The sequence below is a fragment of the Phycisphaerae bacterium genome (assembly GCA_012729815.1).
Classification (GTDB): Bacteria; Planctomycetota; Phycisphaerae; order JAAYCJ01; family JAAYCJ01; genus JAAYCJ01.
On the sequence record JAAYCJ010000149.1, the window covers coordinates 1 to 12,781 of the forward strand.

Consider the following 12,781-nt stretch of genomic DNA (forward strand, 5'->3'; position numbering starts at 1 on the left):
TCCTGGAGCACGGCGAGGTCCTGGTCGTGTATTGCGCCGTCGCGCCACGCCAGGACGTTGAAGGTCACCGCGCCGCCGAAGTTCATAAAGCGTCGCAGGTACTGCTCGACCGCTTCGACCGGCGGAGCGGGCCAGTCGAGGTCGCGGGTGTCCTCGTGGAATCCCCACTCGCCGCACATCGGCCAGGTGGCGTGGGCGTGCCACGAGGTGTAGCTGTACCACGGCAAGCCCGACGGCGTCAGCGACGTGCGAGGAACGAAGTTGAGGCGAATGATCTCACCCGCCCAGTAGTCCTGCAGGTCGGTGTACTTCTCGTGGTTCTCGATGCCCGAGTTGTAGCAGATCAGGCGATCGGGATTGCCGGCTTTGGCCACCGCCAGCATCTTCTCCCACGGCGGCGTGCCGCGCCGCATCAGGGCGTAACCGGCGTCGAACCAGTAGCCGATGACCTTGGGCCCGTAGTGCTCGCCCATCCAGCGGACGATGCGGAAGTAGTTTTCATAGAAGCGGGTCTGGTCCTTCTCCTCGGCTCCGCAGGCGGTCCGCCAATCCATCGGCTGATCGCCGTCGGTGCCATGATGATAGTAAAGCATCAGCTTGATCCCAGCCGCCGCCAGACCGTCGGCGATCTCCATGATCAGATCCCGCTGGCAGGTCAGGCCCGGCATGATCCGGTCGACCTCGGGGTTGGGACCGGGAAAGTGGTGATGATAGTGGGTCGAGGTCAGCAACACGTGGCCGGCCCCCGTCGAAGCCACCTGATCCACGAACCGCCCGACGTCGAACGCCTCAACCGCCTCCGCAAAAGGCCCGACCGGGCCGGTCCGCGGAGCCGTCCAGGTGGTCCAATGAAAGCCCACGCCGTAGCCGGTCTCGCCCAGCACGCTGAAGTCCGCTCTCCGATAGGCCATGATCGTGTCCCTAAGTACTGAGGTCGTGTCGATAGAAAACCGCCAACCACACCGTCTCGCGCTCCGGGTTGGTCCAGGCCACCCGGTGCCGAACGTGAGCCGGTATATGTACCCAGCCGCCCGGCTGTAAGTCAACCGTCCGGTTGGGATTCTCAAACTCCAGCCGGGCCCGGCCCGCAGCCACCATCACCCACTCGTGCTCGTCCTGATCGTACCAGAACCCCTCCGGCGAAACCTGGCCGGTCGAGACGATCCGCTCGATCCGGACGGCCCGGCCAGACAGCAACCCGGTCACCACTTCCTTGGACGCATCGGCAACGGCGTCGGCAAAGAGATCGCCCGTCGCCACCGCGTCGCAGGCATCATCCGCCTTCATCATGCGTTCTCCTTCGGCCCAACGCCATTGTACCCACTACCGGTCCACCGGCCAACGTAGCAGCCCCTTTCACCCAACACGCAATTCTCGACGATTGACTCGCGGATGGTTCGACGGATAATGGCCCCAAACTGGAGAAACGCCATGCGACAACGACGCATCCTCTACAACAGCGACGGCTGGAACATCTTCTTCAACGCCGTCCATCCGGACCGCCCGCTGAGCGCCCAGGACGTGGGCGGCTACGTGAAAGAGGTCGCGTTCAGCGGCTCGCAGGTGGATACGTTCATCCTCTGCGTCAACGCGGGTCTGGCCTACTATCCAAGCCGTGTGATTCCCATGTACGGCCAGGAGGGCTATGACCCCAAGGATGCCGTCGACGTGCCCGCCAGCCAGAAGCTTCTCGGCGAGAACCTCCGTCGGCTTCTGGCCGATGGCCTCGACCCGGTCGGACTGGTCATCGACCAGGCTCGCGAACTGGGGCTGGAGGTCATCCTGAGCTACCGGATGAACGACGCCCACCACCTCGACGAGGACACGCCGATGATGCCCCCCTTCTGGCGCGAGCATCCGCAGTGGCGAACCGACCGCAACGCCCGGTTCGGCGGGGCCTACGACTACGCGGTACCGCAGGTCCGACGCTTCATGCTCGACCAGCTCGCCGAGGTGCTCGACCGCTACGGCCACAAGATCGACGGGCTGGAACTGGACTGGATGCGGTTTCCGCGCTACTTCAATCCCGGCTGCGAATCGCAAGGTCTCGCGATCCTCACCGAGTTCACCCGCGAAGTGAAAAAACTGATCGACCAGACCGCCGCCGCCCGTCGTCGCAAGCTGCTGCTGACGGCGCGGGTGTGGCATCGCCCGGACTTCTGCCTCCGCGACGGGTTCGACGTCTTCGCCTGGGCCGAGCAGGGGCTCATCGACTTTCTGACCATCTCGCGATTCCTGCGCAACGGCGAAGGGACGCTTGACGTCGCAGCCTTCCGGTCCCAAATCACGAGCCTGCCGATCTACGGCGCCATCGAGGTCGGCTCGCACAACGTCTGGCCGGCAAACGCCGACGAGCGGGCCATCTACGACGAAAGAGTCCGCCCGCACCTGCTGGCCACACCGGACCAGTACCGCCGCGAATCCCTGCGCCTGTGGAACGACGGAGCCGACGGAATCTACCTGTTCAACTTCTTCTGCCCGCGCGAAACCGGAATCGAGCCGGATTTCTCGCTGCTGGCCGAACTGGGCGATCCGCGAACCATCAAGAAGCCCTCCGGCGAGTTCGCCTACTGCACCAGCGTCAGCCAGCTCCTGTCGCAAGTGGAAGCCCAAAAGGAGTAGGCCATGATCAATGCCCTCACGGCGATGCAGAACGTCCCGACGGAATGGTCCTACGCGTCATCGAAATCCTACGCCGATCCGTTTAATGAGGCGACGCTCGACGTGGAAATCACCGGCCCTGACCGCCGGAGCATGCGCATCCCCGCGTTCTGGGCCGGCGAGAATCAGTGGCGCGTGCGGTTCGCCGCCGACCGCGCGGGCGAATATCGTTTCCGCACCCTCTGCAGCGACGAAGCCAACCGCGACCTGCACGACCGCGAGGGGCGCATCGCGGTCGAGCCCTACACCGGCGAAAACCCGCTGTTTCGCCACGGTCGGCTGCGGATCACCTCCAATCGCCGCCATCTCGAGCACGCCGACGGCACGCCGTTCTTCTGGCTCGCCGACACCTGGTGGATGGGCCTCTCCAAACGTCTCGGCTGGCCGGACGATTTCCAGACTCTCACAGCGGACCGGAAGGCCAAGGGCTTTTCCGTGGTCCAGATCGTCGCCGGCCTGTATCCGGACATGGCGGCGTTCGAAGAGCGGGCGGCCAATGAGGCGGGACATCCGTGGACCAGCGACTACGCCCGGATCAACCCGGCGTACTTCGACCACGCCGACCTGCGGCTGCGATGGCTGATCCGATGCGGGATCGTGCCGTGCATCGTGGGGGCCTGGGGCTATCACCTGATCTGGATGGGCGTCGAGCAGATGCAGCGGCACTGGCGCAACCTGGTCGCCCGCTACGGAGCCTATCCGGTCGTCTGGTGCCTGGCCGGCGAGGCCACCATGCCGTTCTACCGCTGCGAAAACCGCGATCGCGACGAGCAGGAGCAGAAACGCGGCTGGACGCAAATCGCCCGTTACGTCCGCGAGCTGGACCCGTGGAGCAACCCGATCACCATCCACCCGACCACCCGCGGCCGCGATCAGGTCGAGGACCCGGCCATCCTCGATTTCGAAATGCTCCAGACCGGCCACAGCGGACACGAGAGCATATCGCCGACCGTTCGCCTCGTCCGCGAGGCGCTGGATCGCCAACCCACCATGCCGGTGATCGACAGCGAGGTCTGCTACGAGGGCATCATGGAACGCTGCGGACCGGAGGTGCAGCGGATCATCTTCTGGTCGGCGATGCTCTCCGGCGCGGCTGGACACACCTACGGGGCCAACGGGATATGGCAGGTCAACACCGAGGCCCAGCCGTACGGACCCTCGCCGCACGGGGCCTCGTGGGGCGGACCGCCGTGGAACGTGGCGATGAACCTGCGCGGGTCGAGCCAACTGGCCGCTGGGAAACGCATCCTGGAGAAGTTCCCGTGGTGGAGCTTCGAGCGCCATCCGGAATGGATCGAACCGACGGCCGACCAGAATGACCCGCTCAACCCGTACGCCGCGGGCGTTCCGGGCAAGCTGCGGCTGATCTACTTCCCGCGATTCATCCCCTCGTGGGCGAAGCTGTACACGGTCAGGAAGTTGGAGCGCGGCATCCACTATCGCGCCGCGTTCATCAACCCGTTGGACGCCACCGAGATTCCCCTCGGTCCGATTGCGCCGGACGGCGACGGTTCGTGGCCGGTCCCGCACGCCCCGGTGCTGCACGACTGGCTGCTGGCCCTGGAAGCCGAGTGACGTTCCGCCGCCGCGGTCCGCGTCCCAGCCTGAGGGATTGATTCTTTTCGGCGATTGTGCCACAATGGTGGTTGACGTACGGGGGCATTTGAGGCAAGACAGTTTTTCGGGGGTGTACCATGCGTCGAAGAGCAATGCGGACGGCAGCCTTTGTCGGCACCTGCGCGACCGCCGCGACAATCGTCGGCTGCGACTGCTGCTGCACCTACCTCTGGGGAGGCGCCGCAGCGGCGGCTGCAGCGGCGCTCGGGCTGTTCACCCTGCCGTTCTAGGCGGCGACAATCAGACCAGATCGCGGGAACCGCCCAGCGTTCCGCAGCCAACCGGAGCTACCAGTGGCGTGATCACGAGGCTTGGTTGACGGCTTTCACGCCACCACGCTTCTCGCCCGCCACTGGCCGTCATCGTTGCGCTCATAGATGACGCGCTCGTGCGGCCAGGGCTTAAGGTCAAGCCAGTCCACGCGGACCACCTCCAGCAGGACGACACAAAAGCTCGCGGGCGACGTCGCCATGTCGCCTTTCGGCTCAAAGTCCGTCTCCGGCGTCCGCAACTCGCCCGGGGCCGGCCAATAGAACAGCTTCTTGCCCTTCTCCGGCATCTGCTCCCACACCTGCCGGCGGAACGGTCGCTGGGCGTCCGCGCAATCCGCTCCCAGCGGCTCGTAACGGCCGAGAAACCGGAACTGCTCGAGCGTCTCGCGGAAATACCAGCACGCTTCGCCCCAGGGGTTTTCGCGCATCTGGCGGGCCTTCGGGCTCTGACAGTGGGTTACGAACATCAGCCGCGGCGGATCGTCCAGCAACTCGCGAAACAGCACGGTCCGGCACCGTCCGCAGCCGTCCTCATCGACCGTCGCCAACTGAACGTACCGCCGCGTCGGCTCGTCCTCGTTGGCCCGACGCGATTCAGCCAGGCGCTGACGCCAATCGACACAAGCGGGTTCCACCCCTTCATTCATGACCAGCCCTCCCGAGCGGATGCTATTCTGTGGTGCATTCTGCTCGATCGGCGATGAACCTTCAACCTTTTCCTTCACATCGATCGCGGCAACGGGCGTTGCGATCGTCCCGCCGATCCGCTAACCTGTGCCTTTCGTTCCGCCATGTAGACGCGCGAGGATGGCCATGTACACCGACGCCTTCAACGTGGTATGGGAAACCCCAAGCCGCTCATCCGCCGATTCCATGCCCGTCGGCAACGGCGATATCGGCTTGAATGTCTGGGTCGAACCGGACGGCGATCTGCTGTTCCTGATCGGCAAGACCGACGCCTGGAGCGAAAACGGCCGGCTGCTCAAGCTCGCCCGGGTCCGGATTGCGATCCGCCACAATCCCTTCATCGCCGGCAGTCCCTTCCGTCAGACGCTCAAGCTGGCTGAGGGCCAGATCGTGGTCCTGGCCGGCCAACCGCCGCACGCGATCGTCCTGCGGGTCTGGGTCGACGCCAACCGGCCCCTCGTCCGCGTCGAAGCCGAGGGCCAGTCGCCCTTCGACCTCCAGGCCAAGCTGGAAGTCTGGCGGACCCAGCCGCGGGAACTCGGCGAACGGGAAATCGACAGCGCCTACGGCCTGATCGGCAGCCCGACCCCGGTCGTCGTCTACCCGGACACCGTTTTGACCGACCGAAAAGACCAGGTCGTCTGGTACCACCGCAACGAAACGTCCCGCTGGCCCGAGAACATGACGCTTCAGGGGCTTGGCGAACTGACCGGCGAGATCGGCGACCCGCTGCTGGGCCGAACCTTCGGTGGGCTGATCCGGGGCGAGGGCCTCGTCTCCGAAAACGCCGCCGCGTTACGATCGTCCTCGCCGCAAAAGCGATTCGCCGTCTCGATCCACCTGCTGACCCGCCAGACGCCGTCCGCTGCGCAGTGGCTAAGCGAACTGGAGACATCCGCCGACGCCGCCGAGGCGGTTGACCTCGAGACCGCGCGGGCCGAGCACCGACGCTGGTGGCGCGAGTTCTGGGATCGCAGCCGCGTCGTCGTCTCCGGCGACAACCACGCCGAAACGGTCAGCCGCGCCTACCTGCTCCAGCGGTTCATCACCGCCTGCGGCGGCCGCGGAGCCTGTCCGATCGAATTCAACGGCTCGATCTTCACCGCCGAATGGAACCATCAGAACCACGTCTGCGATCCCGACTACCGCCGATGGGGCGCGCCGTACTGGTTCCAGAACACGCGGCTGATCTACTGGCCGCTGCTGGCCTCCGGCGATTATGACCTGACCACACCATTTTTCGCCATGTACCGCGACGCCCTCCCGCTGGCCCGCCGGCGAACCGAAATCTACTTCGGCCACCGCGGCGCGTTCTTTCCCGAAACCATCGAGTTCTGGGGAACCTACGCCAACGCCAACTACGGCTGGGAGAGGCAGGGCAAGGACGTCTCCTGGGTCCAGAACACCTACATCCGCCGCTACTGGTCCGGCGGCTTGGAGCTTATCGCGATCATGCTCGACGCCTGGGCCCACACGCGGGACGAACAGCTCCTGGCCGAGACGCTGCTGCCGATCGCCGACGCCGTCACCGAATTCTACGACCGCCACTACCGGCGCGACGAAAATGGCAAAATCCGTTTCGAACCCGCCCAGTCGCTGGAGATGTGGCACGAAGCGGTCAACCCGCTGCCGGAGATCGCGGGCCTGCGATTCATCCTGCCGCAACTGCTCCAACTGCCCGAGGCGAACGTTACGCAGGACCAGCGGGAGCGCTGGCAACGGATGCTCGCCGAACTGCCCGAGGTCCCGGTCCGCGACCACGAGGGCCAAACGGTCCTCGCCGCAGCCCAGCAAACCACTGGACCGGCGATGAACATCGAGTCGCCCCAGCTCTACGCCGTGTTCCCCTACCGCCTCTACGGCGTGGGCAAACCCGATCTGGAGTTGGGCCGCCGCACGTACTTCACCCGTGACTTTCAGGAGCGCAACTACGGCTGGCGGCAGGACGACATCCAAGCCGCGTGCCTCGGACTGGCCGACGAAGCCCGCGCCGCGATCGTCCGCCGCACCGCCAACAAAAATCCCAACGCCCGCTTCGACGCCTTCTGGGGCCCGAACTTCGACTGGATCCCCGACCAGGACCACGGCTCCGTGATCCTCATCACCCTCCAGACCATGCTGCTCCAGACGGACGGCCGCAAGATCCACCTGCTGCCCGCCTGGCCCAAACACTGGAACGTCGAATTCAAGCTGCACGCCCCGTTCAACACGATCGTCGAAGGAACCTGCCGCAACGGCCGCTTGGTGGATTTGAACGTCAGTCCTGAATCGCGAAGACAGGATATCGAGATTCACGATCCACAGTAGCACCCGCGTCGTCCGACGGCTTCATTCGTCAGCCGTTGTATCTGCGGCCTGTCCGCTGAGCGCGGATAAGAAGAGCTCCGCCACCCGCTCATTCCCCTGAACGCTCAGATGTCGGCAGTCGAAGTAGTTACCCGGCTCAGCCAACAGCTCATCGCCGATCGCCGCCACGTCCACCAGCGTCACATCGGCCGCCTGCGCCGCCAGACGAATCCGCTCATTGAGGCGGTCCACGTACCTGTTGGCGTTGGCCGCCTGGCCGGGCAGCAGGACGCCAAGCGGCGCCGGATCGCACTGCCCGACACTGGGAATCAAATAGTAGTACGTGCTCACCACCACCTCCAACCCCGCCTCTTGAGCCGTCTCAATCGCCTGCTCAATGCTCGCCTGAACCGAATCCAACTCCTCATCCAGCGAACCCGAATACGGATAGTCCGCCCCGCCGGGATCAAACAGCAGCAGCGGGTCCACCCGACGGATAAAATCGATCACCCCCGCCGCCCCCTGCCAATACAGCAGCGTCTCGGCGTTCGGATAGATGCCGTCCGCCAACAGCCCGGTCAGACGCTCCAGTCCCTCCTGGGCCGTCTCGCCGCCCTCGCCCTCGTTGGCAAACCAGTCCGCTGGAACCCCCAGATCCTCCTGAACGAACTCCCAGTAGTTCTTCTCCGCCGGTCCATCCGTCGACGAGTCGCCGAAAGCGATGGTCCGGACGTCCGGATCGGGCACGCGAAAACCGTTGCAGCCGGTCAGCAGTCCAGTCACGGCAACGAATAGAAGGCATCGTCCGGACCTTGTGACCAAGCGGCGTACGTTCATGACCGTTCCCCCTTTGCACTCAATTATAGGGCCAGACGCCGGCGGACACAACCTACGGCTGCGGCCGGGCCGCCTCCAGAATGCCCAGAAGCTCCGACCTCGTCGCCGCATTGCCCAGATCCGGGAACTGCTGCTGACGGGCCATGATCGCCGCCGCGACCTGCTGAGGATCGGACCCCAATCGCATGTGGGCCGTGAGATTGACGACCAGACCGTGCCAGTGCCGAAGATCGCCCGGCGAGACCGAGCCGATCACCTCCATCGAGATGTTCGCCGCGTCCGTGAAGCCTTCCCGCACCAGCGAAGCTCGCGCCGCAGCCAGGCGAAGGTCGATCCGGTATGCCTCCGGCGACTCCGCGCCATCCGCACTCATCGGCACCTGCTCGTATCGCCCAGCGTCCGCCGCCGCGATCGTCCGCAGCGCCGCCAGACGTCGCGCGGGCGCGACCCCCGCCTTTTCGCCGAGTGCGGCGATGGTTCGCAGACTCAGGTCCGCCGCCTTGACCGCCAACCCGGGAGGATCGGTCACTACCGGTTCCGCACGATCCGCCAGAAGACGCCGATGGACCGCCGCCAACACCGTCGCCACCGTCTCCGCCTTGCGGTCGGCGACAATCTCCTCGATCGCCAGCATCCTCGTCGCCAACACAACCGCCTCAGCCAGCGACTCAGAGGTCGCCTCCTCAGCCAACCCCAACACCCGCGCCGGCAGTGCCGCCGGATTCGCCTTTTCGTACGCCTCGATCAAAGGAGCATAAAGGCTCGTCAGTTGCTTCGCCTCGTCGGCCCGTCCGACGGCCTGGTGCCTGAGCACCCGATCGCACGCCAGAACCGCCCCGGCCACCAGGTTCAACTGCCGCAGCGGCAACTGCCACGAGGCGACCTCGTCAGGTTTCGCCTGGGCTGTGCCGACGGCGGACAGCATCCGCTGCGTTGCGGCGAGGATGTCCTGGGCCAGCGACAGCGTTTCGCCCGCCGTCGGCTCCGTTGTCGACGATGACAACTCGCCGAACCGCCGGGTCAGGATCAGCACCCTGGCCGCCTGCGCCTCCAGATAGGACTCTGACCTCGACTCGACGGCGTCAAGACACGCCAACCCCTCTCGCCACCGGCCCGACTGGCCAAGCTGGTCGGCCAGCAGAAGGCGGAACCGATCGCCCTGCTCCGTCTTGGGATACTGAGCGAGCAGCCCGGACGCCGCCTCGACAAACCGCCGCCGATCCGCATGCTGACCGCTCTGCTCGTAGGCCCGCCACGCAAACGATGCGTACTGCGCCAGCGCCGCCTCGGAAAGTTCCTGACCCTCGTTCACCTGATCCGCCAGCACCGCCGCCGCCTCGCCGAACCGCTGAGTCTGAGCAAGGCAATCCGCCAGAAGCCGCCGCGCCGCCACCACCAACTCCGCTCCGCCCTGCCCTCGCGCGACAAGGCCCCGCGCCAGCGAAATCGCCTCTTCCACACGTCCCTCGCGACGGACCAGCGCCGCCCGCAGATACACCTCCACGTCCGCCATCGCCTCAGCCGGGCAATCGCCGAGTTCCACAACCTCCCGTTCGAACATCGCCGCCAGCTCGGGCCTAGCGGCCAACGCGTTCGAAAACTCAGCCAACGCCGCCTCACGACGGCCGCGCTCGCAGGCCTCCTCACCCAGCTGGGCCAGTCCGATCCGCCCGCGCATCAGCCGCGCCGTCAGGTCCACCAAGTCCCGCTGATAACCCTGCGGCCAAACGGACAAATCGATCGCCTGCGCCAACGCCTCAGCCCGCGAATACTCCTTGAGTTCCACCGCCAACCGCACCCGCTCCAACTCCGCCAGCAACCCGCACACCGGCGGCAGCGGACCGCTCACCGCCTCCAGCATCCGACCGGCCTCGTGCACGCTGCCAAGCCGCCGATGCACCGCCGCCTGCAGCACGCGAAAATCCGCCTGCTCCGACGCCAGTTCCGTCGCCTCCAGCTCCGCCAGCAGGTCGCGCAGCGAATAGAGCACCTTGACCCGCTGAATGCTCGGCAGCAGGTCAAGCCGCCAGAACTGCGTCCACGCCGAAAGGTACCGCGCCTGAAGCAGCGACGAACCGTACAGCTCCGGCAGACCCGCCCGATTCGCCTCCGCCAACGCCTGATCGTCCATCCCCCGAAACCGCGAAAGCTCACCGTCCAGAAACTCCCGCGCCTCGCCAAGTTGCCCTTCAATCTCATCGAGCCCCGCCGGCAGCCGCTCCGCCGCGTCATCCGGCAGGGTAAGTCCCAGCGCCAGCAAAAACACCGCTGAGGCATGCTTCTCCGACAACAGATCGTTCGCGTAACGGACCCGCCAAGTCGCCGTCAGCGGATGATTGCGGTACGTCGCGATCCGCTCCCGCTCCATCCCCAGAAGCTTCTCAAGCCGCTCCGACCGATCCGCCGCCCCCTCGGCCCGACGGTACCCCAGCCACGCCTGCGCGATCTCCAGATTGAACAGGTCCAGATCGCCCTCCGGCGGATGACCCTGATCGTAAACCGCCAGCAGCTCATCAAACCCCCGGTCAATCAACCCACGCCGGAACAACTCGTCATCCAGCCGATAGTCCGCCGCCGCCGCCATCGCCGCCAGCGTCGCCAACAAGACGAAATGCACCGTCAACAGCCGCAAGCTACTTCCACTCCGCAAACGTGATCCGCGTGAACTCCGCCTTCAAAGCGGCGTTGTAGGTATTGACGACGTGGTCCCACGCCGTGGCGGACCTGGCCGCGATGATCACCGGCGTCTTGTCCGTGATCCCCGGCTGGGCCCGAAGGTCCGCCAGACGCCGGGCCAGATCGCGATAGTCCGACACAAGAATCTGCGAACCCCCATCCGCCGTCATCGCCGTGCTCAGCCGAATGCTCGCCGGCCGGCCCTCCTCGCCCGCGTCCAGGAATATCCGCACCGGCACCAGCGGCATCGCCGCCTCCGCCGAAAGGCCCGTCGTCCGAGGAACCCGAGCCGCCAGAAGCGCCTCGGGCAGCTTGAACGACGAGGCCACCAGAAAGAAAATCAGCAGGTTGAACATGATGTCCATCATCGGCGCCAGGTTCACCGCTCCGATCGTCGAACGACGGCGCGACTGCCGACGGTCCCGCCACAGCCGGGCCACGCTCTGCTTTCGCGGCACGCAGATCCGGTCCAGACTCATGGCGACCCCCTCCCGTTCGCACCGCCCGCCTCCATCTCCGTCGCAATCTCGATCGACGAAATCGACGCGTTGGAGATCGCCTTGAGGACCGGCTCGATCTCGGCAAACGCCAGCCGCCGGTCCGCCCGCAGCACCACCGTCGTCCGCGACGTCTGATCCGGCGCCAACCGCAGCAGCAGATCGACCAGTTCCGAAAGGTCGCCCACGATCTGCGCGTTGAGCTGAATCCGCCCCAAACGCCCCGATGGGTCCGCGAACAGGTTGACCACCAGCCGGTCGGGCAGGGCCAGCGGACGCGCCTGCGAATCGCTGGGCGTTGGAAGCTGCATCGGCTGACGCTCCGCCGAAACGAACTGCGAAACCAGCATGAAGAACACGATGAGCTGGAACGCGATGTCCACCAGCGGCGTCAGGTTCAGCCGACCCTGCCAGGTGCTCCGCCGGATTGTCCCAAGATACCGGTGCATCACTCCTCCGGCGGCGCCAGCGTCGCCACCCGCAAACGATCCCGCCCGTCCGGTGTCACGCTGCGAAGCAAATCCAGCGACATGTTCGCGATCTGCGCCGCGATCGCGTCGATTCGGTTGCGGAACAACCCGTACATCGCCAGCGCCGGTATCGCCACAATCAGACCCCAGAACGTGGTCACCAACGCGACCGAAATGCCCTCAGCGAGCTGGTCCGGCTGCGTCACGCCGCCCTGTCGCACCACCTCCACGAGCTTGTTGAACGCCAGAATAATACCGTACACCGTGCCGAACAGCCCGATCATCGGCGCGACGTTCCCAATGATGTTGAGGTACTCGATCCGCCGAAGCAGATTCGTCGCCCGCTCCTCCGTCGCCTCGATCACCGCCGTCTCAGCCGACTCCGGACTGTTGGCCAACTCGACCAAACCGCGACGAACCACCGAAAACAAAAACGTCTCCCCCTGCCCCGACATCCGCCAAGCCGCCTCCACGTCCCCCCGCGCCAGCGTCTTCGCCAGCTTCTCATAGTCCTGCCGATCCAGTATCCGCGACGGCCGTATCACCAGCGCATGACGCAAAATCAGCGCAAACGTCGCCACACTCAGCGGAATCAAAACAAACCACGTGATCAACCCACCGTCAATGACGAAACGGTGAAAGTAATCGATCGAAACCGCAGACCCATCCTGCGCGACCGCGGTGGATGCGAATAGACAGATCAACGGTAGTGCTGGCGTTATTCTCATGGCGATGCTTCCTTGCGACTTCGGTCCAAATGAAAATTGAAAATAGCAAA

General features: G+C 65.4%; 12 protein-coding genes. 4 read left to right on the forward strand and 8 right to left on the reverse strand.

Features of this window, described 5'->3' with window-relative positions:
- A partial coding sequence (locus GXY33_10195; GenBank protein ID NLX05503.1) for a hypothetical protein occupies positions 1 to 911 on the reverse strand: 911 nt, incomplete at its 3' end.
- A gap of 10 nt (positions 912 to 921) precedes the next feature.
- Positions 922 to 1,287, reverse strand: a complete 366-nt coding sequence (locus tag GXY33_10200) for a cupin domain-containing protein (GenBank protein NLX05504.1) — start codon at positions 1,285 to 1,287, stop codon at positions 922 to 924.
- A 144-nt stretch (positions 1,288 to 1,431) separates the two neighbouring features.
- Here GXY33_10200 and GXY33_10205 point away from each other — a divergent pair, with 144 nt between their 5' ends.
- The 3 genes from GXY33_10205 (at position 1,432) to GXY33_10215 (ending at position 4,508) form a co-directional block, all read left to right on the forward strand.
- The gene (locus GXY33_10205; GenBank protein NLX05505.1) at positions 1,432 to 2,622 is read left to right on the forward strand and encodes a hypothetical protein; all 1,191 of its coding nucleotides are present in this window, start codon (positions 1,432 to 1,434) and stop codon (positions 2,620 to 2,622) included.
- Between the two features lie 3 nt (positions 2,623 to 2,625).
- Positions 2,626 to 4,236: a DUF4038 domain-containing protein gene (locus GXY33_10210; GenBank protein NLX05506.1), complete on the forward strand. Its 1,611-nt coding sequence runs from the start codon at positions 2,626 to 2,628 to the stop codon at positions 4,234 to 4,236.
- A 119-nt stretch (positions 4,237 to 4,355) separates the two neighbouring features.
- Positions 4,356 to 4,508, forward strand: a complete 153-nt coding sequence (locus GXY33_10215) for a hypothetical protein (protein ID NLX05507.1) — start codon at positions 4,356 to 4,358, stop codon at positions 4,506 to 4,508.
- 95 nt (positions 4,509 to 4,603) lie between these two features.
- On the opposite strand, the gene GXY33_10220 is transcribed toward GXY33_10215, so the two are convergent.
- Positions 4,604 to 5,197 carry a pyridoxamine 5'-phosphate oxidase gene (locus GXY33_10220; protein ID NLX05508.1) on the reverse strand — a complete coding sequence of 198 codons (594 nt, stop codon included), beginning with the start codon at positions 5,195 to 5,197 and terminating at the stop codon, positions 4,604 to 4,606.
- Between the two features lie 160 nt (positions 5,198 to 5,357).
- On the opposite strand from GXY33_10220, the gene GXY33_10225 reads away from it, so the two are divergent.
- Positions 5,358 to 7,544 (forward strand): hypothetical protein, encoded by a 2,187-nt coding sequence (locus tag GXY33_10225; protein NLX05509.1) that lies wholly within the window; start codon positions 5,358 to 5,360, stop codon positions 7,542 to 7,544.
- A gap of 21 nt (positions 7,545 to 7,565) precedes the next feature.
- On the opposite strand, the gene GXY33_10230 is transcribed toward GXY33_10225, so the two are convergent.
- Genes GXY33_10230 through GXY33_10250 form a run of 5 tightly spaced genes read right to left on the reverse strand, consistent with a single transcriptional unit; the run spans position 7,566 to position 12,731 of the window.
- The gene (locus tag GXY33_10230; protein NLX05510.1) at positions 7,566 to 8,360 is read right to left on the reverse strand and encodes an SGNH/GDSL hydrolase family protein; all 795 of its coding nucleotides are present in this window, start codon (positions 8,358 to 8,360) and stop codon (positions 7,566 to 7,568) included.
- Positions 8,361 to 8,412: 52 nt separating this feature from the next.
- On the reverse strand, positions 8,413 to 10,992 hold the full coding sequence (locus GXY33_10235) for a hypothetical protein (GenBank protein NLX05511.1): 2,580 nt from the start codon (positions 10,990 to 10,992) through the stop codon (positions 8,413 to 8,415).
- A 1-nt stretch (position 10,993) separates the two neighbouring features.
- Positions 10,994 to 11,515 carry a hypothetical protein gene (locus GXY33_10240; protein NLX05512.1) on the reverse strand — a complete coding sequence of 174 codons (522 nt, stop codon included), beginning with the start codon at positions 11,513 to 11,515 and terminating at the stop codon, positions 10,994 to 10,996.
- Positions 11,512 to 11,982: a biopolymer transporter ExbD gene (locus GXY33_10245; protein ID NLX05513.1), complete on the reverse strand. Its 471-nt coding sequence runs from the start codon at positions 11,980 to 11,982 to the stop codon at positions 11,512 to 11,514. Before GXY33_10245 ends, GXY33_10240 begins: the two co-directional genes overlap by 4 nt.
- Complete coding sequence (locus tag GXY33_10250; GenBank protein ID NLX05514.1) at positions 11,982 to 12,731, reverse strand: MotA/TolQ/ExbB proton channel family protein; 750 nt, start codon at positions 12,729 to 12,731, stop codon at positions 11,982 to 11,984. The genes GXY33_10245 and GXY33_10250 overlap by 1 nt, the downstream gene beginning before the upstream one ends.
- Positions 12,732 to 12,781: the final 50 nt, after the last annotated feature.